At 52.1% G+C, this 25,812-nt stretch carries 26 protein-coding genes and 1 tRNA gene; 13 read left to right on the top strand and 14 right to left on the bottom strand.

What is annotated here, in order from left to right:
* Positions 1 to 92 precede the first annotated feature (92 nt).
* A tRNA-Arg gene (locus JSN25_RS11355) sits at positions 93 to 169 on the bottom strand.
* Positions 170 to 207: 38 nt separating this feature from the next.
* Complete coding sequence (locus JSN25_RS11350; protein ID WP_069324008.1) at positions 208 to 387, bottom strand: hypothetical protein; 180 nt, start codon at positions 385 to 387, stop codon at positions 208 to 210.
* Positions 388 to 424: 37 nt separating this feature from the next.
* Here JSN25_RS11350 and fimW point away from each other — a divergent pair, with 37 nt between their 5' ends.
* The 3 genes from fimW to fimZ all read left to right on the top strand — a co-directional run bounded on the left by fimW (position 425) and on the right by fimZ (position 3,346).
* Positions 425 to 1,018, top strand: a complete 594-nt coding sequence (gene fimW, locus JSN25_RS11345; protein ID WP_085047585.1) for a fimbria biosynthesis transcriptional regulator FimW — start codon at positions 425 to 427, stop codon at positions 1,016 to 1,018.
* A gap of 386 nt (positions 1,019 to 1,404) precedes the next feature.
* Positions 1,405 to 2,127 carry a fimbria biosynthesis regulator FimY gene (gene fimY, locus JSN25_RS11340; RefSeq protein WP_085047586.1) on the top strand — a complete coding sequence of 241 codons (723 nt, stop codon included), beginning with the start codon at positions 1,405 to 1,407 and terminating at the stop codon, positions 2,125 to 2,127.
* Positions 2,128 to 2,713: 586 nt separating this feature from the next.
* Positions 2,714 to 3,346, top strand: coding sequence for a fimbria biosynthesis transcriptional regulator FimZ (fimZ, locus tag JSN25_RS11335; RefSeq protein WP_038638509.1), 633 nt, complete (start codon positions 2,714 to 2,716; stop codon positions 3,344 to 3,346).
* A gap of 49 nt (positions 3,347 to 3,395) precedes the next feature.
* Here the strand turns inward: fimZ and sfmF are convergent, their stop codons facing one another.
* The 6 genes from sfmF to fimA all read right to left on the bottom strand — a co-directional run bounded on the left by sfmF (position 3,396) and on the right by fimA (position 9,480).
* The gene (gene sfmF / locus JSN25_RS11330) at positions 3,396 to 3,932 is read right to left on the bottom strand and encodes a fimbria assembly protein (RefSeq protein WP_085047587.1); all 537 of its coding nucleotides are present in this window, start codon (positions 3,930 to 3,932) and stop codon (positions 3,396 to 3,398) included.
* Positions 3,925 to 4,932: a type 1 fimbria D-mannose specific adhesin FimH gene (fimH, locus tag JSN25_RS11325; protein WP_038638504.1), complete on the bottom strand. Its 1,008-nt coding sequence runs from the start codon at positions 4,930 to 4,932 to the stop codon at positions 3,925 to 3,927. Before fimH ends, sfmF begins: the two co-directional genes overlap by 8 nt.
* A gap of 4 nt (positions 4,933 to 4,936) precedes the next feature.
* On the bottom strand, positions 4,937 to 7,558 hold the full coding sequence (locus tag JSN25_RS11320; RefSeq protein WP_085047589.1) for a fimbrial biogenesis usher protein: 2,622 nt from the start codon (positions 7,556 to 7,558) through the stop codon (positions 4,937 to 4,939).
* 7 nt (positions 7,559 to 7,565) lie between these two features.
* Positions 7,566 to 8,258 carry a type 1 fimbria chaperone FimC gene (fimC, locus tag JSN25_RS11315; RefSeq protein WP_038638498.1) on the bottom strand — a complete coding sequence of 231 codons (693 nt, stop codon included), beginning with the start codon at positions 8,256 to 8,258 and terminating at the stop codon, positions 7,566 to 7,568.
* A gap of 41 nt (positions 8,259 to 8,299) precedes the next feature.
* Positions 8,300 to 8,833: a type 1 fimbrial protein subunit FimI gene (gene fimI / locus JSN25_RS11310; RefSeq protein ID WP_087857085.1), complete on the bottom strand. Its 534-nt coding sequence runs from the start codon at positions 8,831 to 8,833 to the stop codon at positions 8,300 to 8,302.
* A 77-nt stretch (positions 8,834 to 8,910) separates the two neighbouring features.
* Complete coding sequence (fimA, locus tag JSN25_RS11305) at positions 8,911 to 9,480, bottom strand: type 1 fimbrial major subunit FimA (RefSeq protein WP_038638492.1); 570 nt, start codon at positions 9,478 to 9,480, stop codon at positions 8,911 to 8,913.
* Positions 9,481 to 10,051: 571 nt separating this feature from the next.
* Between fimA and folD the strand changes: the two genes are divergently transcribed.
* From folD to JSN25_RS11290, 3 genes are all read left to right on the top strand, one after another.
* The gene (gene folD, locus JSN25_RS11300; RefSeq protein ID WP_003021887.1) at positions 10,052 to 10,918 is read left to right on the top strand and encodes a bifunctional methylenetetrahydrofolate dehydrogenase/methenyltetrahydrofolate cyclohydrolase FolD; all 867 of its coding nucleotides are present in this window, start codon (positions 10,052 to 10,054) and stop codon (positions 10,916 to 10,918) included.
* A 1-nt stretch (position 10,919) separates the two neighbouring features.
* A complete protein-coding gene (gene ybcJ, locus JSN25_RS11295) occupies positions 10,920 to 11,132 on the top strand; it encodes a ribosome-associated protein YbcJ (RefSeq protein ID WP_085047592.1) in 213 nt (70 codons plus the stop codon).
* Between the two features lie 124 nt (positions 11,133 to 11,256).
* Entirely contained in the window at positions 11,257 to 11,781 is a 525-nt protein-coding gene (locus tag JSN25_RS11290) for a metal-dependent hydrolase (protein WP_204524940.1), read from the top strand.
* Positions 11,782 to 11,871: 90 nt separating this feature from the next.
* Here JSN25_RS11290 and cysS read toward each other — a convergent pair whose 3' ends face one another.
* Positions 11,872 to 13,257 carry a cysteine--tRNA ligase gene (cysS, locus tag JSN25_RS11285; RefSeq protein WP_204524939.1) on the bottom strand — a complete coding sequence of 462 codons (1,386 nt, stop codon included), beginning with the start codon at positions 13,255 to 13,257 and terminating at the stop codon, positions 11,872 to 11,874.
* Between the two features lie 173 nt (positions 13,258 to 13,430).
* Here cysS and ppiB point away from each other — a divergent pair, with 173 nt between their 5' ends.
* The 4 genes from ppiB to purK all read left to right on the top strand — a co-directional run bounded on the left by ppiB (position 13,431) and on the right by purK (position 16,462).
* Complete coding sequence (gene ppiB, locus JSN25_RS11280; protein ID WP_003021875.1) at positions 13,431 to 13,925, top strand: peptidylprolyl isomerase B; 495 nt, start codon at positions 13,431 to 13,433, stop codon at positions 13,923 to 13,925.
* Positions 13,926 to 13,927: 2 nt separating this feature from the next.
* Positions 13,928 to 14,650: a UDP-2,3-diacylglucosamine diphosphatase gene (lpxH, locus tag JSN25_RS11275; RefSeq protein WP_199966111.1), complete on the top strand. Its 723-nt coding sequence runs from the start codon at positions 13,928 to 13,930 to the stop codon at positions 14,648 to 14,650.
* Positions 14,651 to 14,888: 238 nt separating this feature from the next.
* Entirely contained in the window at positions 14,889 to 15,398 is a 510-nt protein-coding gene (purE, locus tag JSN25_RS11270) for a 5-(carboxyamino)imidazole ribonucleotide mutase (RefSeq protein ID WP_042309959.1), read from the top strand.
* Positions 15,395 to 16,462 (top strand): 5-(carboxyamino)imidazole ribonucleotide synthase, encoded by a 1,068-nt coding sequence (gene purK / locus JSN25_RS11265; RefSeq protein WP_085047595.1) that lies wholly within the window; start codon positions 15,395 to 15,397, stop codon positions 16,460 to 16,462. Before purE ends, purK begins: the two co-directional genes overlap by 4 nt.
* Positions 16,463 to 16,503: 41 nt before the next feature.
* Here purK and JSN25_RS11260 read toward each other — a convergent pair whose 3' ends face one another.
* Genes JSN25_RS11260 through JSN25_RS11245 form a run of 4 tightly spaced genes read right to left on the bottom strand, consistent with a single transcriptional unit; the run spans position 16,504 to position 21,158 of the window.
* Positions 16,504 to 17,397 carry a carbamate kinase gene (locus tag JSN25_RS11260; protein WP_199966109.1) on the bottom strand — a complete coding sequence of 298 codons (894 nt, stop codon included), beginning with the start codon at positions 17,395 to 17,397 and terminating at the stop codon, positions 16,504 to 16,506.
* 3 nt (positions 17,398 to 17,400) lie between these two features.
* On the bottom strand, positions 17,401 to 18,210 hold the full coding sequence (locus JSN25_RS11255) for an oxamate carbamoyltransferase subunit AllH family protein (RefSeq protein ID WP_069323997.1): 810 nt from the start codon (positions 18,208 to 18,210) through the stop codon (positions 17,401 to 17,403).
* Positions 18,211 to 18,221: 11 nt separating this feature from the next.
* On the bottom strand, positions 18,222 to 19,481 hold the full coding sequence (locus JSN25_RS11250; RefSeq protein WP_038638468.1) for a YlbE family protein: 1,260 nt from the start codon (positions 19,479 to 19,481) through the stop codon (positions 18,222 to 18,224).
* Between the two features lie 9 nt (positions 19,482 to 19,490).
* Positions 19,491 to 21,158, bottom strand: coding sequence for an acyl-CoA synthetase FdrA (locus JSN25_RS11245; protein WP_204524938.1), 1,668 nt, complete (start codon positions 21,156 to 21,158; stop codon positions 19,491 to 19,493).
* A 316-nt stretch (positions 21,159 to 21,474) separates the two neighbouring features.
* On the opposite strand from JSN25_RS11245, the gene allD reads away from it, so the two are divergent.
* From allD to allE, 3 genes are read left to right on the top strand one after another with little or no spacing between them, the layout of a single operon-like run.
* Positions 21,475 to 22,524 carry an ureidoglycolate dehydrogenase gene (gene allD, locus JSN25_RS11240; protein WP_160955626.1) on the top strand — a complete coding sequence of 350 codons (1,050 nt, stop codon included), beginning with the start codon at positions 21,475 to 21,477 and terminating at the stop codon, positions 22,522 to 22,524.
* Between the two features lie 21 nt (positions 22,525 to 22,545).
* Positions 22,546 to 23,781: an allantoate deiminase gene (gene allC, locus JSN25_RS11235; RefSeq protein WP_061381596.1), complete on the top strand. Its 1,236-nt coding sequence runs from the start codon at positions 22,546 to 22,548 to the stop codon at positions 23,779 to 23,781.
* Positions 23,782 to 23,791: 10 nt separating this feature from the next.
* Positions 23,792 to 24,577, top strand: a complete 786-nt coding sequence (gene allE, locus JSN25_RS11230; RefSeq protein WP_121528705.1) for a (S)-ureidoglycine aminohydrolase — start codon at positions 23,792 to 23,794, stop codon at positions 24,575 to 24,577.
* A gap of 79 nt (positions 24,578 to 24,656) precedes the next feature.
* Here allE and glxK read toward each other — a convergent pair whose 3' ends face one another.
* Positions 24,657 to 25,805, bottom strand: coding sequence for a glycerate 3-kinase (gene glxK / locus JSN25_RS11225; RefSeq protein ID WP_185655914.1), 1,149 nt, complete (start codon positions 25,803 to 25,805; stop codon positions 24,657 to 24,659).
* Positions 25,806 to 25,812: the final 7 nt, after the last annotated feature.

The following is a 25,812-nucleotide window of genomic DNA, read 5'->3' as shown; positions in this document are numbered from 1 at the left end:
TGTGCAACGCAGTCTTAATGAAGTAGAAATATGGCTGGAGAAGGAAAAGTCGTAGCGGTACGCAGAAGCTAAGAATTGGGCTTACGTTGAAATGGTACGCCCTGTAGGATTCGAACCTACGACCTACGGCTTAGAAGGCCGTTGCTCTATCCAACTGAGCTAAGGGCGCATTGTGAAGTGATAACTTCATGCAGAGAAACGCGTGAATTATACGGTCAGCGCTTGCTGAGTCAATGCCTTTTGTTTCAGTTGCTGGTGAAGTGTACGAATGTTGATTTTTTCTGGTCGTTCAAGGGTATCCAGGAAATCACCTGGTAACAACTCAGCCCGCATAGCGCCAGATTTAAGGATACATGTATTTAGAATATTTATGATTTTGCTTAACATTCCCTTACCCTCTTTCCAGCGGTTCAGGAACTCTTCAATGTTAAGTATCGCCATCAAGGAAGAAAATAGTCACTTCGAACACGGGCTGAAAATCATTATTTCCCATCTGGCAAGTCAGTGGCATCAGGAGATTAGTTTTTTGCCTGTCGAGGAGATCGATCGCGCCGACATCGCGTTTATCTCACTGGATGAAGATTGGCTCAGCGCCGAATGCTATCAGGTTCCGGTTCACACCAGGCGCCAACACCGGGTGGTGATCTGCAACAGAAACGATAAAGATAAGCTGATGTTCCGGCCCTGCCTGTACATGTTGCCACTGATCTATCGGGAAGATGACGTTGACGAGATCACCAAAAAATTAGTCCTCATCTTGCAAAAACGCGCGTTACGCAACAGCGTACCGGCGACTATCTGCCATTACTGTACCACCCGCAACTTTTCTATTGCAGAGCGCCAGTTCTTAATGTTTCTTGCCAGCGGATATACGTTAGCCGAAACCGCTCACCTGCTCTCAATCAGCGATATCCATGCCAAAGCAACCCGTCGCAGCATTATGAAAAAGCTGCACGTGAAAAACGATCAGCAATTCTTAAGATACATCCGTGCGCATCTGAACTTTCTACAAAATTAGGTGGAACCTCTCCGCCTAATTTTTTATTGAGAAATATCTCACCATCAATTAAGTATCGGCTCCTACTGTACCTGGCAGCTGACTGCCAGAATAATCCAGTCATACAATTCATGAGGTAACCGAAAGGTACACCCGGTAATATTTTAACTAACCCCAGAGAGAGGTTGAACTGGATAAAACGATCTTTTGGGCATTGAGTAAGACATCAGAAAACTTCCGGCAGATTATTCTGATGGGATACTCAATTGCCAGTCTGGTGATTGTTGAAGACATTGAAACCCAACGGCACAAGGGAACTCACCGTCGCGCTGGAAAAATTTGGGTCAGGGATGTTTGTTGTCAGCAATTTATCCAGAGCTGCCGCAACAGAAATGGAATGGAAACGGATGCACAGCGCAAAACGCCGGGAACGACATCGCCGTATACGAAACGCTAACTGTACCCATCAATATCCCCACTGTACCTCACAAGTATTCGACCAAATCGAGTATCTGGCGCAAAAAATCGAATACACCATACCGGGCGATACTATATCTCAGGCGATTATTACAGGGGACTATTATCTTGCCTATACACTGAGCCGCCATTTATTCTCAGGCACGCGCACCGCGATCTTCCGGTCCATTGAATCGGCGCTGGTCTGCCTGCAAAAGTCGGTCATTAGTCAGTTAGTGGTTGATATGGAAGGCTTAACAAGCTCTTACTTCGATATTCTTCAGTACCTGCGCCAACTACTTAAACAGCGGAATGATATCCAAATCTTCATATTGCTTTCCAGTCATGATGAAGATCTTAAAACCTTTATATCACTGTCTGGCCCATTTTATATCTTATCACGCAGTCTACACCTCCCAGAGATGCGTCAGGCGTTATTATCCCCGGTGCTAAATTATATTCATTCGAGGCGCATAAAGCAGGTCGATTGGGAGATGGTGACCTTACTTTTACAAGGTAACTCCTTAAAAAAGATTGCTCAGTTACAGACACAACCCTACCACCGCATCATCTATCGCCTGAACCAGTTGATTACCCGCCTGGGATTACCAAACCGGCAGCGCTTTTTGCATCTGATACATCGTCTAAACGTTACCTCTCATCATTTAATTTAACACCATAACCCTATGTCCAGTAAGATTTTTTAGGAAATTACTTATTTTAGCATGAGAAAATTGATCCAATTTTCACAAATATTTAATATTTACAACTATTCCTGGTATTATAGAGACCACCTCTTCCACACTTAACCTTACTGTTTCTGCGTACATCGCTCGAAAATAGTGCTCCCGCTGACTTAACAAAACCTAAACAATTAGCTTATTGTATCGTTTTTACTATTTAAAATAAATTTTCAATCTGCCATAATTCGAACCACATATAAATAATGCCAATAGTCATTAACACATCTGGATCTTTCAGAACATCCTAACTGCCATTAACGTTCGGGATGTTGTAAGTCTTTTCCGAAAGAGCGGAGCAGGTATAATCCTCACTGTTTCCTGATTAATTGTTAGTTTTTCCAGTGTGAAATGGATGTTCCACAAATTCATTGTTCTGTAGAAGAACAACCGAATAAACAAGGACGAAATAGTATTTATTCGGTTCTCCTCAGAACAACTCTTGGCTATTTGACAATATTATAACGCCTGATGTTTTATCAAATTCGCAAGATACGCAAACAGTTTGAGGCATACAACAATGAAACCAGCATCCGTTATCATTATGGACGAACACCCTATTGTCAGAATGTCGATAGAAGTACTCCTCGAAAAAAACAGTAATATTCAGGTTGTGCTGAAAACCGATGACAGCCGCGCGGCAATAGAACATCTACGCACGTACCCTGTCGATCTTGTCATCCTGGATATTGAACTGCCTGGCTCTGATGGCTTTACATTACTCAAGAGAATAAAATCATTGCAGGAGAATACTCGGGTGCTATTTCTGTCTTCAAAATCTGAGTCTTTTTATGCCGGGCGCGCTATTCGCGCTGGGGCAAATGGTTTTGTCAGTAAACGAAAGGATCTAAATGATATCTACAATGCGGTAAAAATGATTTTATCAGGATATTCTTTTTTCCCTTCGGATACACTGAACTTTATTAACAATGTAAATGTGCAAAAAGGTGTATTAAATGATATGCCGCTCTCTAACCGCGAGGTGACGGTTTTACGTTATCTGGCAAACGGGCTATCCAACAAGGAAATTGCTGAGCAGTTGCTACTCAGTAATAAAACGATTAGCGCTCACAAAGCTAATATCTACTCCAAGCTCGGTTTGCATACCATCGTTGAACTGATCGACTACGCCAAAATGCATGAATTAATGTAACAACACTCCCGGCGAGGTGTCGTTCGGGAGTGTTTTGTCAGCGCAATGATCAGTTATAGTTAATCATAAACGTGGCATCGGCCCTGGCGACCCCGGGCTGCACCCCATCAGCCAGCGCGATATAGTTGGCAAAAAAAGTCAGCGTGGCATTGCCATTCTCATCAATACCGACGGTCTGGCTGGCCTGCTCAAGCGGCAATCGCGTCCGGTCGCTATCGCGCAGCTCAATCGCCACCTTTTGCGCCATAAGCGCGTTATCGAGCGCCAGTAGCGTAGTACCTGGGGCCGGGGTCCCGGAGAACGTTATCGACGCGGATCCCGGCGGACAGCCTTCAAGCTTCAGCTTAAACGAGACCGGTTGGGTGGTGTCTCCGCTGTTCTGTAACTGCTTTGTCGGCCAGGTGCCTAAATCAACCGACTTATTGCTGTCGCTGGCAATCACCGCGCAGGTAAAATCCACCACGTTACCGCGCAGTTCAATATTGATTTCTCCCAGCGACGAGGCGGCCTGGCATAACGCGCTGAATGCCAGCATCGGCATAATCGCCAGAAATGCCCATGCGGCGGGCTTTTGCTTATTAGTCATAGTCCACTCGCAGATAGCCACGGGCAGTAAAAGGTCCTTCCGTGGGTTTATTACCCGTCACGCTGACCGGCCATGTCCGGATCCCAACACTCGCCGCGGCGTTGTCGTCCAGTTGAAATGGAATAGTGCTGGACAGATTGTTAGGCGTTAGCGGATTACCGCTGCTGTCGGCAACAATGAAACCTAAATCCGGGTTGTTTGAAACCATCATTTGCCCGGAGGCTTTCTCCGCTTCTACCCGCATGGTCAAGTAGGCCTGAGCGGCAACGTTGGTGCATTTTATGGCCACCGTTTTAGTCTGCGGATTGATGCCTTCGGGCTTGTTGCCCGCGCCCGCCTTGCTAAACAGCGATGCGCCAATATCGCCAAAATCAAACTCGACAATCTGCCCGGCGTTCACTTCGCAGTTTTGTGGAACCTCCACCTTACCGCTGTAGCTAATGGTGTAAACCGGCGTACTCAGCGCATCTCCGGTACTGGTGGTGACATAGACTCTGAACATCGTCTGCCGGGGAATAGGCACCATATTAATAAATGAGCGGATCACTTTGAGTTTAAACACCAGCTTTGAATCCATTACGCCAAAAGGTTGCTGCTTCGGCACGTTAGGGTGAGTCCCCATGCGGATATAGTTACGCGGGGGATAAAACAACCCGGCGTAACTGTCGGTGATGCTCATAGCCCCCAGCAGGTAGTCATTGAGTTTCAGGTACTGAAAACCGCCCTCGGTACTTTGAACCGGAAGTTCAGTGACATAGCTTCGATAGGTATAATCCACCGTCGTCCCTGCCGGACAGGTGGCATTAACGCCAATCCAGCCTGATTTTTCCGGCAACGTCACCACCTGTCCCGGCTGGTTGTTGCTGCTGTTAAAGACATTCGACAGATCGTAAAAAACATCCGTTGGTGTGCCATTCGAATTTTGGCAGACCGTTGCCCAGGACGGTTGCGCCATCAGCAGTAACGCGCTTGCCAGTAACAAACCTGTTTGTCGTTTCATCGTATTATTCCCGTCGTGCCGCTGGTGATTCGCACGTCACATTCGTGAGCGTCACCGCCTGTTTCAGGCTCTCTTCAGGCAAGGCATAATGCGCCACGCAACGAGCTTTTGCGCCTTCCCCCCATTGGATCAGCAACTCGCCTTTAAGCGGCAGGCCGCTCAGGTAAATTTGCCCGTCTTCACCCACCATACTGGTCACGCCGCTGGTGTTTTCACGTACCACGGAGCCAAATGGCACAGGTTTACCGGCATATTTCGCCGTCATCAGCGCCCGCACACCGATACGTGTATCAAACGCCGCTCGCACCAATGCTCCTTGCGTTGGCACGACGCTGCTGACGTTGTTTTCCACATCGGTATTGTTGTTCATCGAATTGGTGTCTAACGCGACGCGGTTATAGCGATAGACGGTGGCATACGGCATCACCGCGTATCCACGCCAGTCGGTCTGCACGCCGGTCTGGTTTTCTATCCGCACGCCCTGAGCGCCTGGCGCTTTGATCAACACATTGGTATCGCCGAGCGGCTGACTAAGCGTAATGCCGTCCTCATGTCCTATCACACCGCCGGCGAGCTGCCAGTTGTAGTCATGCTGGTCGCGGTCGTAGTTGTATCCCACGCCCAGCGTGCCATAGGCCGCCTGCCAGTTAGCGCTGGCGTTTCCGCTGTAACCATTAGTACTGCTGTGACCCTGATTCACGCTATAGCTCAGGTTACGGCCATCCAGCAACGTACCGCCGATCCCGCTCTGCCAGCTATTTTGTCCGTTGCTATTGCGGTTGGCATTAAAGGTGGCGTAGGTGCGATCGAAGGCATTATCACGCGAGTAACGCCGCCCGCTCAGCAGGCTGAACGGGATTGACATATTGAACGCCATAATGCGGTCGGTGTCGGAGATGCCGACTGATTCATTCCACGACCAGGAGAGTGAATAGCTAATCCCCTGCCAACCACTGGCATAGCCCAGTTGATACCAGGTATTGGTGTCTGAGGTATTCCAGTACGTTTGCTGGCTACCTGAGATATACAGCGATCCGTAATCCCCCAGATTCTGCGAAATGTTGATCTGAAAACGGCCTTTCTTGCTGTAGCTCAGATTGTGGTAACTCTTCACATCCGGCACGTCGTGGCGATTGCCTTCGCTGTCGTATTCGTACTCATAGCCTTCCATACTGCGATACGCGACGTCGTCGAGGGTATAGAAACCACGCGTAGAGTAGCGGTAGCCCAACAGCTGAAAGTTAGTGCCAAAATTGTTCAATGACTTCGCATACAGGAAACGCAGAGACTGCCCCTGGTGCGTACTGTCATCCGCCAGTTGGCTGCGCGCATGGGTTAAATCGACGGAAACTGCCCCCCAATCCCCCAGATTTCGGCCAGTACCTAAAACCACCGCAGTGTAACGTGAGGCTAACTGCGTACCACCATAAGCGGTATACCCCTCTGGTAACCCGGCGATTAATGTTCCCTGGAAAAAGAACGGTGAGGATTGCTGGCTATTGCCGCTGCGAAAATCCCCGGCAACTACGTCATACTTGAAACGCCCTTCTCGCTGTAACAACGGAACCGTGGAGTACGGCACCGTATAGCGCTGCTGGCTACCGTCTTTCTCATCCACCGTCACCTCAAGGTCACCGCTGGAGGAGGTCGGGTTAAGATCGGTTATCGCAAAAGCGCCCGGTGAAACATAACTTTGATAAATCACGTAGCCATTCTGACGAATAGTCAGTTTCGCTGCGGTACGCGCAATGCCACGTACGGTAGGCGCGTAGCCTTGTAAGCTGTCGGGATACATGCTGTCTGAGGAATAGAGTCGCGCGCCACGAAAACCGACGCTGTCAAAAACGTCATTTCCGGTATTGCTGTCGCCCATCACCAGTTCACCCTTCAGCGGGATAACCGCGCGCTGAAGCCATGTACCGATGTTTTTCCAGCTTTGTGAATGGTATCCGTCACCTTTGGAATAGCTCCACGCGCCGTTGTTCCTTAGCCGCCAGGGTCCATAGTTCAGGCCACTCAACATGCTCAGGAAATAGCTGTCAGTATCGCTCCCACGGCTGCCGGTAAAGTTATAGTTAATCAGCGCCGCCGGGATCCCTTCATCCCATTCGTCCGGTGGAATGTAGCCGCGCGCGCTGTTTAACATCGACGCCTGCGGCAGACTGATGTTTAAGCGCAAAGTAGAAAAATCAAAGGCAATTTCACTGCCGGGAATCGCCTCAGGCAAATTGATACAGGTCGCGTTCGGATCCTGACTGAGTGCCGGAAACGCGGCAATATTAACGCCCAGGCGTTTTACCCAGTCGAGTCCAAAGCATGGCATCAGTCCGCCAGACTTCTCCCCTGCCTTTCCCGCACTGCTGGCAAAATGAATGTCCTGGGTAGCAACGAATTCATCATTGCGCCAGATATCCACACGATAAACGCCTTCAGGCTGATGATTACCTTTTTCAAAACGTGATAAATCCGCCACGGTTGCCGTATCCGCAGATAAAAATGCCGGATTGAAATAGCTTTCCCCATGGCTTAAAGAGGGAAAAAGCGCCGCCAGCGTGGACAACGCCACCCCCGCCAGCGGTGGCGTAACCCCCGGTAACAGGTCAGGAAAATACGTTGTCTTATTCATCGTTATCTCAACGCACGCTTACCGTTTGAGCGGTGGTCACCGCGCCATAATCATTGACCGTCTGGAAGGTAACGTTGCCCTGTACGCCCGTTGGCAGCAGCACCTGCGTATCGCTTTTTGGCGCAACCATGACGTTATCGATCTTCGTTTTCCCCACAGTGAGGTTGACCAGAGTGACGTAATACGCAGACGGATTGTTGATTTTCAGGTGGTTGCCGGAACGGGAAAACTGCAGCATGCCGGGGGCATCTTCCGGGATGTGCGGCAGATTATTTGGGCGGACAAAAAGTTTAATGCGCGACAAAATCGCCAGCTGCAGAACGTTTTTACCCTCAAGGCTGTTCTTGTTGACTGACGGAATGGCTTTCACGTTCATCCAGAACAGCGATTCACGGTCTTTTGGCAGCGGCGCGCCTGCGTAGATGATACGCAACGTGTTTTCACTTTTAGCCTCACTGACAAACAACGGAGGCGTCACGACAAACGATTTTTCTTTAACCCCTGCGCTATTCTCGATCCATGAATTTACCAGGTAACGTTCTTTGGTATCGCTATTGCTAATAGACAGCGAAGTTTGCTTGGCATCAGCTGGATAAATAACACGGGTAGCGCCTAATGCAATGCCGCCGGCTGCCTGCACACTGGCAGCAGAAAATAAGGCCAGTAAAAGGATAAAACCTGATTTTAGATTATTAAACATAGCTACAAATACCTTTGATGCGATTATCGTTGGGAAATAAATCAGGGATAAACCAACGTAAACCACACGTCTGAACGAAGTATTCCCGGTGTGATATTTTCCGAGACGGCCCGATAGCGAGCAGTGAAATGAAACGTCATCTCTTGGGTGATAATCGGCGCGTAATGAAGCGGTAGCGCATTAGGAATTATTTGCCGTTGTCGCTCGTCAAATAACGCCAGACCAACCCCAGAAGATGCAGACGCATCGCCGCTGGCCAGAAAAACCTGCGGATCTTCCGCTGGCGTCACACCGGCAAACGCAATCCCGACGTGGTCATAAACATCAGAACTGCACGATGTTAATCGCAGTGAAAACGGTACGCTGGTAGAGGCAAAGCTTCCCGTTCCGGAGAAGGCATTGGTACGATATTGCCCCATTTGCACCCGCAAATTCTGGCTGTCGGTGGCGACCGTACAGGCGCCGTTAACGAGCTGTCCCCGTAAGTGGAGGCGTCCGCTTTCCAGTATTACCGTATGAGCAAGCGCAGGCATTACGCACAGCATTCCCGCCAGCGCCACGCCTTTCCCTATCATCTGCCGCATCCTTTTTCATCCCCGGATATTGCCTCATCCAATGAGGCGAACATCATCCTTGCGCGAATCTGAACGGCTTATTCGTACTTCATGATAAACGTCGCGTCGGCATTCGCCTGACCCGGCGTAGCGCTGGTCGCGGTCGCTTTATAACGGGCAGAGAAACGCAGGGTGTTGGTCCCTTCTACCAGCGCCTGAGCGGTAGAGAAGGTTGCTCCATCCGGCTTCAGCGCGGTGGACGTATTGTCCAGAATTTCAATCCCTACACCGCCCGCGGTAGTGCTGTTATCCGAGGAGGAAACGGCCAGCAGGTTATTGTTAGTGATGTCGGTCTGGCCAGAGAAAGCAACCGCGGCGGTCGCAGCCACTTTCGGGTCGCAGTCGTTCAGTACGATAGTGAACGGGATTTGTGCCGTGGTATCACCGACTGCAGTAAAACTGGCGGTACGATACTGGCCTAACGTAACAACCTGATCGGATGACTGAGTGCTGACGGCACAGGCTGCATTGACCAGTTCACCTTCAAAATGCACGGTACCGCCGCTAACGCTTACCGGATCGGTCGCCGCCGGATCGGCCGCAACCGCTGCGCCCGCGACTAACATCAGGCTGGCAATAACAGAAGAGGCTATTAATTTACGTTTCATGGATTTCCCTTGAATTACACACATCCGGCTCCGGCGTCCTGCGGGATCCGTTTGAATCATTATCGACATTAAATGTCAGGCGAATTATCTCTGCATCCTGTAAAGATATATATCGCAAGAGAATTAGCTAACCTTTACCCAACTCTCCGAGTATTTGATTCACTAATTAATCTTCGCGAATATGACTATTTCGTCACAGCGTTAAATTAAACATTTAAATTAATGAAAAATACCTGCAAATCCTTTTAATGGCCCTGGCTAATTCTTATTGGGATCCAGGAAAAATCCGAGTAAAAATGAGGTAAAGACATCATAATCAAACGTAACAGACTGGTTTATGGTGCATTAACCTTGAAAACACCAGGGTGATGAGTTGTTTCATTGACGTTAAATTTAATTAGCATGATCATGAATGATGCGCAGGGCTTCAGCGACTAAACCGCCCTGCTCACTGACCGCTCTCCCCGCGATCGCACGTAAAAACGCAAACGAAAACTGACAGCACGTTCTGCTTCTGACAAAATAGTGACATCCCCTTCGATTTAACGTAACAGATGGAATCCTCTCTCTGATGGCAGCAAAGATTATTGACGGTAAAACGATTGCGCAGCAGGTGCGCTCTGAGGTTGCTCAAAAAGTTCAGGCGCGTTTAGCGGCTGGATTACGCGCCCCGGGCCTGGCTGTTGTGCTGGTAGGCAGCAATCCGGCTTCGCAGATTTATGTCGCGAGTAAACGCAAAGCCTGTGACGAAGTGGGGTTTGTCTCCCGCTCATATGACCTGCCTGAAACCACCAGCGAGGCGGAGCTTCTTGAGCTGATCGATACGCTCAACGCAGATACCACCATCGACGGTATCCTGGTACAACTGCCATTACCGGCAGGTATCGACAACGTTAAGGTGCTGGAACGCATCGCACCAGATAAAGACGTAGACGGTTTCCACCCGTATAACGTTGGTCGTCTGTGTCAACGCGCGCCGCGTCTGCGTCCATGTACTCCGCGCGGGATTGTCACTCTGCTTGAGCGTTACAACATCGATACCTATGGTCTGAACGCCGTAGTGATTGGCGCTTCAAATATTGTCGGTCGCCCGATGAGCATGGAGCTGCTGCTGGCTGGTTGCACCACTACGGTCACCCACCGATTCACCAAAGATCTGCGTCGCCACGTAGAGCATGCGGACCTGCTGATTGTTGCTGTCGGCAAACCGGGCTTTATACCCGGCGAGTGGATCAAAGAAGGTGCGATTGTGATTGATGTCGGCATCAACCGTCTGGAGAATGGTAAAGTAGTGGGCGATGTGGTCTTTGAAGATGCAGCCGCACGTGCGTCATATATCACGCCAGTACCGGGCGGCGTAGGCCCAATGACTGTCGCCACACTTATCGAAAACACGCTACAGGCGTGTGTTGAATACCATGATGTAAAGGACGTTTAAGATGGCCACATTTTCACTGGGTAAGCACCCACACGTTGAACTCTGCGATTTGCTGAAGCTGGAAGGCTGGAGCGAAAGCGGCGCCCAGGCAAAGATCGCTATTGGCGAAGGCTTGGTGAAGGTCGATGGCGCGGTTGAAACGCGCAAACGCTGTAAAATCGTTGCCGGACAGACCGTCAGCTTTGAAGGCCACAGCATTAACATCGTAGCGTGACCCAAGTGCCGGATGAGGTTAACGCCCTGTCCGGCCGCTTCCCCGTCTCATTTTCAGATAATAACTTCATCCCCACTTCACAGTGAACAGTTAGCATGTCGTTTTCCCACATGAAGCGAACATCATGCCAACCATCGTTACTCACGCGGCCGTTCCACTCTGTTTAGGATTAGGTCTCGGACTTAAAGTCATCCCCCCACGATTACTGTTTACTGGCGTCATTCTGGCGATGCTGCCGGATGCCGACGTGCTGTCATTTAAGCTTGGCGTCGCCTACGGCAATGTGTTTGGCCACCGTGGATTTACCCACTCACTGCTGTTCGCGTTTGTCGTGCCGCTACTTTGCGTATTGATTGGCCGACGATGGTTTAAAGCCGGATTGATTCGCTGCTGGCTATTCCTGACAGTTTCACTGCTATCGCACAGTGTGCTGGATTCTGTCACCACCGGCGGCAGAGGCGTCGGCTGGCTGTGGCCGTGGTCGGATGAACGCTTTTTCGCGCCGTGGCAGGTGATTAAAGTCGCGCCGTTCGCGCTGTCACGCTACGCGACTCCTTACGGGCATCAGGTGATTATTTCGGAATTATTATGGGTGTGGCTACCGGGAATGATGATGATGGGTGTGCTGTGGTGGTATCGAAAATATTAATCTGCCGGATGCGACGCGCTGCGTCTTATCCGGCCTACACTCGCTCTTTTGTAGGCCCGGTAAGCGTAGGCGCCACCGGGCATTACAGAGTTACTTACGACGCCAGGTGGTGCCCTGCGGACCATCTTCCAGCACGATGCCCATCTCGTTGAGACGGTCACGCGCGGCGTCGGCCGCCGCCCAGTCTTTCGCCTTACGGGCGTCCAGACGCTGCTGGATTAACGCTTCAATTTCGGCGACTTCACCGTCATCCGCCTGCGCGCCGCTTTGCAGGAATACTTCTGGATCCTGTTCCAGCAAGCCCAGCACGCTGGAGAGCTTACGCAGATGCGCAGCCATACCGTTAGCCGCCGCCATATCTTCACCCTTCAGACGGTTAACTTCACGCGCCATATCAAACAGCACGGAGTATGCTTCCGGGGTATTGAAGTCGTCATCCATCGCTTCAATGAAACGCGCTTCAAAGGCCTCGCCACCCGCAGGGGCAACGGATTTGTCAGTGCCGCGCAGCGCAGTGTACAGACGTTCCAGCGCAGAACGCGCCTGTTTCAGGTTCTCTTCGCTGTAGTTCAACTGGCTACGGTAATGCCCCGACATCAGGAAGTAGCGAATGGTTTCGGCGTCGTAGTATTTCAGCACGTCGCGCACGGTAAAGAAGTTGCCCAGCGATTTGGACATTTTCTCGCGGTCAACCATCACCATCCCGGAGTGCATCCAGTAGTTCACGTATTCGCCATCGTGCGCACAGGTGGACTGGGCAATTTCGTTTTCATGGTGCGGGAACATCAGGTCGGAGCCGCCACCGTGAATATCAAAATGGTTGCCCAACTGTTTGCAGTTCATCGCCGAACACTCGATATGCCAGCCCGGACGACCAGCGCCCCACGGAGATGGCCAGCTCGGTTCACCCTCTTTGGACATTTTCCATAGCACGAAGTCCATCGGGTTGCGCTTCACGTCAACCACGTCAACGCGTGCGCCTGCCTGCAGTTGATCCAGATCCTGGCGTGACAACTGACCGTAGTTCGGATCAGTCGGGACATCGAACATCACGTCGCCATTATCGGCAACATAGGCGTGACCTTTGGCGATCAGCTGTTCGGTAATCTCAATAATCTCGGCAATATGATGCGTAGCGCGAGGTTCCAGATCGGGGCGCAGAATATTCAGCGCATCGAAATCGCTATGCATTTCCGCAATCATACGATCGACCAGCGCGACAAAGCTCTCGCCGTTTTCATTCGCGCGCTTGATGATTTTGTCGTCGATATCGGTAATGTTGCGCACATACTTCAGCTTATAACCGAGGAAGCGCAGATAACGCGCAACGACGTCGAAAGAAACGAAAGTACGTCCGTGGCCAATATGACAGAGATCGTAAACGGTAATACCACACACGTACATGCCGACTTCCCCGGCATGAATAGGTTTGAATTCCTCTTTTTGGCGCGTCAGTGTATTAAAGATTTTTAACATCGAAGATTCCGTGTAGACGTGTGTGGGTAATAATATCCGTATAATACATATTATTCGTAATCGAAGCAGCACACTTTGCAAGGTGATCGCAGCTTGCGGTTATGCTATAACACCCCCCTAACTCTGACCCTTAACAGGGTCGAAGCACCAATCTATCGGAACAGGATGCAAAAATGGTTACTTTCCACACTAATCACGGCGATATCGTAATCAAAACGTTTGATGATAAAGCGCCTGAAACAGTTAAAAACTTCCTGGACTACTGCCGCGAAGGTTTTTATAACAACACCATTTTCCACCGTGTTATTAACGGTTTCATGATCCAGGGCGGTGGTTTCGAGCCGGGCATGAAGCAAAAAGCCACGAAAGAAGCGATCAAAAACGAAGCGAACAACGGTCTGAAAAACACCCGTGGTACGCTGGCAATGGCGCGTACTCAGGCTCCGCACTCCGCAACCGCACAGTTCTTCATCAACGTTGCTGACAATGACTTCCTGAACTTCTCTGGCGAAAGCATGCAGGGTTGGGGTTACTGCGTGTTTGCTGAAGTTGTTGAAGGCATGGACGTGGTTGATAAAATCAAAGGCGTTTCCACTGGTCGCAGCGGTATGCATCAGGATGTGCCGAAAGAAGACGTCATCATCGAAAACGTGACCGTCAGCGAGTAATCGTGGCGACACTGTTTATTGCAGATCTTCACCTCTGCACAGAAGAACCGGCGATCACCGCCGGTTTTCTGCGTTTTTTAGCCGGTGATGCGCGACAAGCCGATGCGCTGTACATTCTCGGCGACCTGTTCGAAGCCTGGATTGGCGACGACGATCCTAATCCGCTGCATCATCAAATAGCCGCGGCGATAAAAGCACTGGTTGATTCCGGCCTTCCCTGCTTTTTTATTCACGGCAACCGTGATTTTCTGCTCGGCAAACGTTTTGCCCGTGAGAGCGGCATGACCTTACTGCCCGAAGAGAAAGTGCTCGATCTGTATGGTCGCAAGGTGCTGATCATGCATGGCGATACGTTATGCACCGACGATGCTGGCTATCAGGCGTTTCGCGCCAAAGTGCATCAACACTGGCTACAAAAACTATTCCTCGCCCTGCCATTGTTCATTCGCCAACGTATTGCCGCGAAAATGCGCGCCAACAGCAAAGCAGCCAACAGCAGTAAGTCGCTGGAGATCATGGATGTGAATCAGCAGACCGTTATTGCCGAGCTGGAAAAACATCAGGCCCAGTGGTTAATTCACGGTCATACCCACCGTCCGGCAGTCCACGAACTTACGGCCAATGGGCAACCCGCCTTCCGCGTTGTATTAGGCGCCTGGCACAGCGAAGGTTCGATGATCAAAGTCACACCACACGACGTTGAACTGATCGCATTCCCGTTTTAATTCTGCAAATAGCCCGTTCCTCTTTACACAAAACTATTCGAGTTGCATCGAGGCGGCAAATCCGTGAATCCCCTGGAGCTGACTAAAGTAAGTGACTGGGGTGAGTAGATGCAGCCAACAAAGAGGCAGCTTGAAGAGTGAAGTGTAAAGCGCGCAATCGTTTTCCTTGACGGTGAATTATGCTATTCTCTGTGCCCTCAAAAGTCGAGTGTAGTGCACCACAGGAGTTTTCAGACGCATGTCTTCCCGCAATAATCCGGCGCGTGTCGCCATCGTGATGGGGTCCAAAAGCGACTGGGCTACCATGCAGTTCGCCGCCGAAATCTTCGAAATGCTGGACGTTCCACACCATGTTGAGGTCGTCTCCGCCCACCGTACCCCAGACAAACTGTTCAGTTTCGCCGAAGGCGCTGAAGAAAACGGTTATCAGGTGATTATTGCCGGTGCCGGTGGTGCTGCACATTTGCCAGGAATGATTGCGGCGAAAACGCTGGTGCCTGTTTTAGGCGTTCCGGTACAAAGCGCAGCGTTGAGCGGCGTAGACAGTCTCTACTCCATCGTACAGATGCCTCGCGGTATTCCGGTGGGCACGCTGGCGATCGGCAAAGCGGGCGCAGCCAATGCGGCCCTGCTGGCCGCGCAAATTCTGGCCACACACGACAAAGAATTGCATCAGCGTCTGGCTGAGTGGCGTAAAGCGCAAACCGATGAGGTACTGGAGAACCCGGACCCGCGAGGTGTCGCATGAAGCAGGTCTGTGTACTCGGCAATGGTCAGCTAGGACGCATGCTGCGTCAGGCCGGTGAGCCGCTGGGGATTGCGGTCTGGCCCGTCGGGCTGGACGCCGAACCCGCTGCCGTTCCTTTTCAACAAAGCGTGATTACCGCTGAGATTGAGCGCTGGCCGGAAACGGCGCTCACTCGCGAACTGGCGCGTCACCCGGCGTTTGTTAACCGCGACGTCTTTCCGATTATTGCTGACCGTCTGACGCAAAAACAGCTTTTTGACAAACTCAACCTGGCGACCGCGCCATGGCAACTGCTGGCGGATAAAAGCGAATGGTCTGCGGTGTTTGACAAACTCGGCGAGTTGGCGATTGTGAAGCGTCGCATCGGCGGCTACGACGGTCGTGGACAGTGGCGTTTACGCGCGAATGAAACCGAACAACTGCCAGACGACTGCTACGGCGAGTGCATCGTCGAGCGAGGAATCAACTTCTCCGGTGAAGTCTCGCTGGTTGGCGCGCGTGCGCACGACGGCAGCACCGTCTTCTATCCGCTGACTCATAACCTGCATCAGGACGGCATTCTGCGCACCAGCGTGGTATTTCCGCAGGCTAACGCTAAACAACAGGCGCAGGCCGAAGCGATGCTCTCTGCCATCATGCAGGAGCTGGGCTATGTCGGTGTGATGGCGATGGAGTGTTTCATCACCCCGGAAGGTTTGCTGATCAATGAACTGGCTCCGCGCGTACACAACAGCGGGCACTGGACGCAAAACGGCGCCAGCATCAGCCAGTTTGAACTGCACCTGCGCGCCATTACCGGCCTGCCGTTGCCGACGCCGGTGGTGAACAATCCTTCGGTGATGGTAAACCTGATCGGCAGCGACCTGAACTATGACTGGCTGAAGCTGCCGCTGGTGCATCTGCACTGGTATGACAAAGAGGTACGCGAAGGGCGTAAGGTGGGACACCTGAACCTGAGCGACAGCGATACCGCGCGCCTTAGCGCCACGCTGGAAGCGCTCACTCCCCTGCTGCCGCCGGAATATGCCAGCGGCATCATCTGGGCGCAGTCAAAGCTGAAATAAACCGATACGGGAGGTGCGCCTGCGCACGCCTCCCGTTACTTTTACAGACGAATGCAGGTTCCGGCTTTCCCCGCCAACGTGTCTTCAATGCGAGACAGCGCGCCAATCCACGCGGGTTTTCCACGTCGCTTCACGTATCCGCTTACGGCTGTCACCTTTGGCCCCATCGAACCATCGGCTTTAGCAAACGGCGCCAGTTCATCAGGAGAGGCTTGACGAATCGCACGTTGCTCTGGCGTGCCCCAGTTCTCATAGACCGCATCAGCATCGGTGAGGATAACCAGACCGTCGGCATCGATCTGTTCAGCCAGCAATGCCGCCGCCAGATCCTTATCAATGACCGCTTCAGACCCTACCCCTTCCCCGGTCACCGGCACGCCGCCACCGCCGCTACAAATCACCACATGGCCTTCTTTGAGCAAGAGCTTAATGGCATCGCTTTCGACGATCTGGCGAGGCTCAGGCGAGGCGACAACACGACGCAGGTATTTGCCGTCACGTTTCATATGCCAGCCGTAGGTGGCTTCCAGTTGCGTTTGTTCTTCAGGCGAATACACCGGGCCGATAAATTTTTCCGGCGCCATAAACGCGGGATCGTCTTCAGACACCACAATTCGCGTTAACACTGTGGTCACCGGCGGCATCTCCGGTTCAGCGGTCAGACTTTGCGCCAACATATAACCAATCATGCCCTGAGTCTCTGCCACCAGCACATCCAGCGGGTAAGGTTCAACCTCTTTCCAGGCAAGATTCTGTAACGACAACAGACCAACCTGCGGCCCATTGCCATGTACGATGGCCAAGCGGTACGAACGTGTCAGACGCGCCAGGGCAGGTACGGCGCTGGCAATATTACGATATTGATTTTCTGCCGTCAGCGCCTCGCCGCGCTGCAATAATGCGTTGCCGCCAAGAGCAACAACCAGCGTTTTCATTCCCTATCCTTCTATAATTTGTTGCCCAAGCCAGAACCCCAACAAGGTGTCTGCGCCGGAGGTATGCCCGAGCGCCAGCAGCGAATTTATCGCCGCGTCCATCCTTTGGTGTCGGCCCAAAGCATGAGTGAAGTGGAGCAAAGGTGAAGCGAAGTACCCTAATGCCGCGTAGCGTAAGTAGCTCACGCTAACCACAGTCGTCGCCAGTTGAAGATTGCCGGAATACTCAAAGAAACGATGGCCGGAATCCTTATTCAGCGCGCCGAAATACCAGGCGGCCAGCAGCATTCCGGTCAGCGTATCATCATGGCTGGGCGTTAAACCTGGCCCCTTGCCTAACCACTGCCGCCAGTCTGTCGACAAGCCAGCCAGCGCCGAGAAAAAGCAATGGCGGAACTGACGTAACTCGGGGCACAAAGGCAAATTTGCCGCCAGCATTAACGGCCCGAATAATCCCGTTTCCTCGCCGCGATCCATCCAGGCGGATGCAAGGCGCGGGGCATGTGGACGGGACGTTATTTTCAACGAACAACAACGCTGCGGTTGGCGTAACAGAAACGGTCCCAGCACAATCCCCTCGGGGACAGCCTGAGGGGTTTCGCTACCGCTTAACGCCGTACGCAGCGCATCAAAGTCAGACGCACGGATCACCCATCCTCCCGGGCTAAAACCACTGCCCTGGCGGTGCAGCGTTAACAGTGCGCCCCCTTCGGCCACAAGGTTAATCGAGCGCCGCCAGATCCCGGATAGCTGCCATGACTGGCGAAAATCCGGAGACTGCTGACTGCCCATCAGAGGACGGATGATCATCATGCGCGGCTCTCTTAGCTAATGCCCATACTTTCAGCCAGCGCTTCCAGAGCCAGCTCAAAGCAGGCCAGCGGCGCACGAACGGTGCCCGCGCCGATCTGACCAATACCGGCTTCTTTATGGGCAATACCCGTGTTGATCAGCGGCGTAATACCTGTTTCCACGACGCGACGGATATCAAGACCAAGGCAAGCCCCCTGGAAATCCCAGCCAGGGATCTGCAACTGCATATTGCGTTCCAGATAGATTTCAGCCATCTCCTCGGAAACGGACTTCGCGGCCTCCATTCCTCCGGCGCCGACAAACCGCGTTACGCCAGGGGCCGCGATCATCGCGGCACCGCCAATCCCAAAGGTTTCGGTGATGGCGCTATCGCCCATATCCGGGTTAGCTTGTTCCTGCGAGAAGCCGGTAAAGAACAGCCCCTGCGGTGTGTTAACCGGCGCGGTAAACCAGCGATCGCCAAGTCCGCTCACCCGGATCCCGAACATGTCGCCATTACGGGTCATTGCGGTCACAATACTGCCGGAACGCACCAGTGCCCCGGCATCCATTGCCGCTTTGCAGTAAGCCATCGCCAGGTTAAGGAAGAACTGGTCGGTCACGCTGAGGAAATCCATCACCTCAGCAATCTGCTGCTTATCATGTTCCAGACGGGCAATTTGCGGCGCCAGGGTTCGCATCAGTAGAGCTGAAGAGGCAATGTTGCGCTGATGAAACTCATCGCCCATCGTAATGCCCTGCGCCATCATGGCGGTCAGATCAATACCCTGTTCCAGATTGGCCAGCGCCGCGCTTAAAACAGGCATCAGGACATCGCGCATCCAACGTAAACGCTGCTGGACATCCTCACCATACGCGCCGAAGCGCATCACTTTGCCAATCCCTTCGTTGAGATTGCAGTAAGCCCGGTTACCGTCGGTGATATTTTCCACCACCAGCATCGGCATGCTGGCAGAGGTGATTCCCCCCATTGGCCCCACAGCATTAACATGGTGGCAAGGTACGAACCGGACTTTGCCCTGCTCCAGTAAAGCCAGCGCGCTCATCTCATCATTGGCCCACCCTTCAAACAGACATGCACCAATACAGGCTCCTTTCATCGGACCGGTCATTTCTTGCCAACGCATTGGCGGTCCCGCATGCAGCAGCGTTTTCCCTTCATTGAGCTCGCGGATTAATGAGGAGGCAGGTTGCACATCCAGCCAGTGTGGACGCGCACGACGAATTTGTTCGATTACTGCAGCATTGGCTTGCGCCACTGATGTAAACATTGGAACCCCTTATTGCAAACGTTCTAATAAACGAGCCAGTTTCTTATTACCGCCAGCGACAGGCGCCCACTGGTAATGCACCACAGGCATTTCCGCAGCCTGTAAATCCAGTGCAAAACTGCGTAACCCGGCATTGATGACCGCCACTTTTTCCAGTAGCGAAGGTGCGGATTTGTCAGATAACGGTTGAGATGGACGAATCAGTTCGGCGGCAAGCAGCGTTGCCTCGGGCAGTGAATTCACTACGGCAATGCCGGCATCTTCCAGTGTGGCAATCTGCAGTGAGCGACACTGCGGATCGCGTTCTGTACCTGTCACCGTCGCAATCGCATACAGCGGTTGCTCGTGGTCTCGCGCAGCGCACGCCTTCTGCCAGGCCTGAACCAGCGATGCGGCCGGATCTGCCGTCGCGCCGTAACCAATCACGACATCAACTAGCAGCACGCGTACCTGCGGCTGCCCCCCCAGATCCGTAATCAGTTGATTACGTAAGGCAGGGTCAATCATCGGATGCGGCCGCCCGACGGTGTAAAAATCATCCCCCAGATCGATAATCTGGTGCCCGGCGGCATCCAGCATCATGCCATGGTGATGTTGTGCATCCGCGGCGACATTCAGATGGGAGGCCAGCAGCCCAGCGGCTTCGGCGGCCAGCGTACCTCCGGTGTATAACCCTCGGATCACACCGTCACCTGTGGTTGAAAGCGAGCTGCGTCGCGCCGCGACTCTCGCCAGTAAACAGGCCAGACGGGCCGCATCGTCCAGCGTCGCGGCAAACCAGACATTTTCATCGCGAGCGACCGCGGAGGTGTAACCTAAAAACAGAGCTACCACGGGTTTGCCGGTGGCCTTCATCGCGTTCACGATATGCTGGCGAACAGCCTCCGCCGGCGGTTTCGACACAAAAGCCAACACCTGGCTTTTGTCGTCTGCGCCAAGCATCTCCAGCGCGGTAAGCGCGCTAATCCCCCCCACCTCGGCGCTCAGGTCGCGTCCACCCAGACCGATGGTGTGGGTGATGCCTTCCCCGGCCAGCGCTATCTGTGAACAGAGCTCCTGAATCCCTGTCCCGGAGGCGCCCAGCACACCGATATTGCCTTCCGGCATCACGTTGGCAAAAGCCAGCGGCGTACCCGCAATCATGGCTGTTCCGCAGTCAGGTCCCATCACCAGTAGACCTTTATCCTGCGCACGGCGCTTCAGAGCGATTTCATCTTCCAGGATAACGTTATCAGAGAACATCATGACGTTCAGGTTGCGATCCAAGGCCTGGTTCGCCAGTTCCGCCGCGTATTCACCGGCAACGGAAATGAGCGTCATATTCGCCTCAGGCAGTTTCTGGCACGCGCTTTCCCAGCGTCTGACCTGCAGGAGCGTTTGGCTACCACCGGTGGCCTGCGCCAGCTGCTGCAACGACTCATCCAGTTGTTGCAGAATGGCCTGTGTAATACTTTCATCAGCCGTTTCAGTACGAATCGCCACGCAAATATCGTTTGGCGTCGCATTATTAAAATCGTCATGCCAAAACCCAGTCGTTTCCAGCAATGATTTATTCGCTGGCGTTCCCATCATGACCGATACATCGTCTACATTTTCGGACTCACTCAGCTTGCGTGAAATAATCATTAAACTGACAGAGTCCTGAAAACACCCTTTTTTAATAAAGGCGTGGATCATAACAACCCCTTAATAATTGCACCCATGGCAATTGCACGAGTAGTGTTAATGTGTAGCTCAAGGTATATATCTGGGATCACAAATAGAGTGACTGGCATCACACTGGAATTATTAACAAAATAAATTTAATAACCACCAGAAGATTAAACATTATTTTCTAACGGCATTATTTATTTAAAAAGAAAGGGCAAATCCATACTGATTATCAAATAAATTCTAACTATATTTTTTTGTGTGTCTGGATCACATAATCAATTTTTATTCCCGGTATGTTAACGGCAGTCATGCTTCACACCGTCGTTAAAAAGGAAGACAGATGAAAATCAGTCGGGAAACACTCCACCAGCTTATCGAGAATAAGCTTTGCAAGGCCGGACTAAAACGTGAGCACGCCACAACGGTTGCTGAGGTATTGGTTTACGCCGATGCCAGAGGCATTCACTCTCATGGCGCCGTACGCGTTGAATACTATGCTGAGCGCATTTCAAAAGGCGGCACTAACCGCGAACCCACATTTCGTTTTGAAGAAACCGGTCCCTGTACAGCGATTTTGCATGCCGATAATGCCGCCGGGCAAGTCGCAGCAAAGATGGGTATGGAGCATGCCATTAAAATTGCTAAAAAAAATGGTGTCGCCGTCGTTGGCATTAGCCGAATGGGGCACAGCGGTGCCATTTCTTACTTTGTGCAGCAAGCCGCTCGCGCTGGTCTGATCGGCCTCTCCGTGTGCCAGTCCGACCCGATGGTGGTACCGTTCGGCGGCGCAGATATTTACTACGGTACCAATCCGTTAGCCTTCGCTGCGCCAGGAGAAGGCGACGACATCATGACGTTTGATATGGCGACAACGGTGCAGGCATGGGGAAAAGTTCTGGATGCCCGCTCCCGCAACGAGCCGATTCCTAATACCTGGGCAGTCGATAAAAACGGCGCGCCAACTTCCAATCCCTTTGCTGTCAATGCGTTGCTACCTGCGGCCGGGCCTAAAGGCTATGGCCTGATGATGATGATCGATGTGTTATCCGGCATTTTATTGGGATTACCGTTTGGTCGTCAGGTCAGTTCAATGTATGAGGATTTACATGCCGGTCGGAATTTAGGCCAACTGCATTTGGTTATTAATCCCGACTTTTTCTCCTCCAGCCAATTATTCCGCCAGCACCTCAGCCAGACCATGCAAGAGTTAAATAACATTACTCCGGCCCCCGGCTTTAAACAAGTTTATTACCCCGGACAGGATCAAGATATTAATCAACGCAATGCCGCGGTCCATGGTATCGACATTGTTGACGATATTTATCAATACCTGATTTCCGATGCCCTCTATCTCAAGTCATACGAAACAAAGAATCCCTTTGCACAATAATTATTGAAACAGGAATTTCATATGATCAACCATTTTCGTCACGCAATTGAAGAAACCCTTCCCTGGCTCTCTTCCTTTGGCGCGGATCCTACCGGTGGGATGACGCGCTTGCTGTATTCGCCAGAATGGCTTGAAACACAACAGCAATTCAAAAAGCGTATGGACGCCAGTGGCCTGGAAACGCGCTTTGATGAAGTGGGCAACTTATACGGTCGTCTGCTCGGGAGCGAATCGCCGGAACAGGTCATTTTAAGCGGCTCGCATATTGATACCGTCGTCAACGGCGGCAATCTTGACGGCCAGTTTGGCGCGCTGGCGGCATGGCTCGCGGTTGACTGGCTCAAGAGCACCTATGGTGCCCCGCTGAAAACGGTCGAAGTCGTTTCCATGGCGGAAGAGGAAGGCAGCCGTTTCCCGTATGTCTTCTGGGGCAGCAAAAACATTTTTGGACTGGCAAATCCTGATGACGTCCGTAACATCCAGGACGCGAAAGGCACCCGTTTTGTTGACGCAATGAACGCCTGCGGCTTTACCCTCCCCGCAGAGCCGCTTCATGCTCGTAATGACATCAAAGCCTTCGTTGAATTACACATCGAACAAGGTTGCGTGCTTGAAAGTAATGGTCAGTCGATAGGCGTCGTCAGCGCGATTGTCGGCCAACGTCGCTATACGGTAACGCTGAACGGCGAATCCAACCATGCGGGTACAACGCCGCTGAGCTACCGTCGCGATACCGTTTACGCTTTCAGTCGCATCTGCAGCCAGTCTATCGAGAAAGCCAAAAAGCATGGCGATCCTCTGGTACTGACCTTTGGTAAAGTAGAGCCACAGCCAAACACCGTCAACGTGGTGCCTGGAAAAACGACCTTCACGATCGATTGCCGTCATACCGATGCCGACGTACTGCGTGATTTTACTCAGCAACTGGAAAACGACATGCGCGCCATCTGTGATGAAATGGATATCGGTATTGATATCGATTTGTGGATGGATGAAACGCCAGTCCCGATGGACAGTAAACTGGTCTCCACCCTTACCGAACTGTGTGAAAAGGAACAACTGAACTACCGTGTCATGCACAGTGGCGCGGGCCATGATGCGCAGATTTTTGCCCCTCGTGTACCGACCTGCATGATTTTCATTCCCAGCATTAACGGTATCAGCCACAACCCCGCTGAACGCACAAACATTAACGACCTTGCCGAAGGGGTCAAAACTCTGGCATTAATGCTTCATCAACTTGCCTGGCAGAAATAAGGAGCCATTCATGGGATATCTGAATAACGTCACGGGTTATCGCGATGATTTACTGGCTAATCGCGCAATTGTAAAACACGGTAACTTTGCCCTGTTAACCCCGGACGGACTGGTTAAAAATATCATTCCGGGTTTTGAAAACTGTGACGTCACCATCCTCTCAACGCCAAAACTGGGCGCGTCATTTGTTGACTATCTGGTGACCCTACACCAGAACGGCGGCCACCACAGCGGTTTTGGCGGCGAAGGTATTGAAACGTTCGTGTATGTTATTTCCGGCAAAGTTGAGGCAAAAGCGGAAGGTAAAACATTTGCTTTGACTCAGGGCGGATATCTGTATTGCCCGCCAGGTGAACTGCTCACCTTTAATAATGCCCAGACAGAAGACAGCCAACTGTTTTTATACAAACGGCGTTATACGCCGGTGGCCGGCCATTCGCCATGGCTGGTCTCCGGTAATGCCAACCAGTTAGAACGTATTCATTATGAAGGCATGGATGACGTAATCCTGCTGGATTTCCTGCCTAAAGAATTAGGCTTCGATATGAATATGCATATTCTGTCATTCGAACCCGGCGCCAGCCATGGTTATATCGAAACGCATGTACAGGAACATGGGGCTTATATTCTCTCAGGCCAGGGCGTTTATAACCTCGATAACCAATGGGTCCCGGTGAAAAAAGGCGACTACATCTTTATGGGCGCGTACTCCCTGCAGGCGGGTTACGGCGTGGGGCGTGGCGAAGCATTCAGCTATATCTATTCCAAAGATTGCAACCGGGATGTAGAGATTTAACGGCGAACAGCCCGCCTGATAATTTTTTATTTAGCTATGTTGGGTTTTGCCACGGTTAACACCGTGGCTTTTTTTATGCTTAACGCAGATTCATCGCCTGACCGAGCTTCATCGCGCAAGCAATATTACGCGCGCAGTAATAAAGGTTGGTTTCACCGCTCGCCAGCACTTCCGCCAATGGCGCGAGTCGCGGCAAAATACTGAATACCGCATCAATACCATGATCGTGAACCACCTCCACGCCTTCCCCCAGCACCCCGGCGATACCAATAACCGGAACACGATGCTGCATAGCAACAGAAGCAACACCGATTGGCGCTTTTCCCCCGACCGTTTGCGAATCAATACGTCCCTCGCCGGTGATGACCAGCGATGCATCTTTGATGGACTGCTCCAGTTGCACAGCCTGCAGCACAATCTCAATCCCTGGTTTCATGATGGCCTGCAGAAAGATAGCCGCGGCGATGCCCATTCCGCCCGCCGCCCCACCGCCCGCAACCTGAGATACCTCTTCACCGGTCAACGCTTGCAGCACATGCGCGTAGTTGAGTAACCCTTCCTCCAGTTTCTCAACCATTTCCGGCGTCGCCCCCTTCTGCGGACCAAATACCCTTGCCGCGCCGCGCGGGCCAACCAATGGGTTGTCCACATCACAAGCGACTTCGATCCGACATGCTGTCAGCCGCGGATCGCACTGTTGCAGGTCAATGCTCGCGAGGCGAGACAAGCTACCGCCTCCCGCCCTCAATGATGCCCCTTGCGCGTCAAGAAACCGCACGCCCAGCGCCTGAGCCATCCCCATGCCGCCATCAACTGTCGCACTCCCGCCGATACCGAGGATAATATGACGAATACCGGCATCCAGCGCATGCCGAATCAGTTCGCCAGTACCGTAACTTGACGCCAGCAGCGGATTACGCGCCTGCGGTTCGACTAGCATCAGTCCACTCGCCGCAGCCATTTCAATAATGGCGGTCTTTCCATCACCGGTCAGGCCATAAAATCCCATGACCTTTTCCCCCATCGGCCCACAGACCTCCAGCGAGACCACTTTTCCACCAGTCGCCGCCACCATGGCATCCACGGTCCCCTCCCCGCCATCCGCAATAGGCAAACAAATATATTCTGCATCCGGGAATATGCTTGAGAATCCAGCTTTAATTGCCTGGCAGCATTGTTCGGCGCTTAAGCTCTCTTTAAACGAATCTGGCGCAATTACAATTTTCATCATTAAT

It is taken from the genome of Citrobacter cronae (assembly GCF_016893685.1).
Taxonomy (GTDB): domain Bacteria; phylum Pseudomonadota; class Gammaproteobacteria; order Enterobacterales; family Enterobacteriaceae; genus Citrobacter; species Citrobacter werkmanii.
The sequence above is the reverse complement of the archived record's forward strand: the minus strand, read 5'-3'. Positions and strand labels throughout refer to the sequence as shown.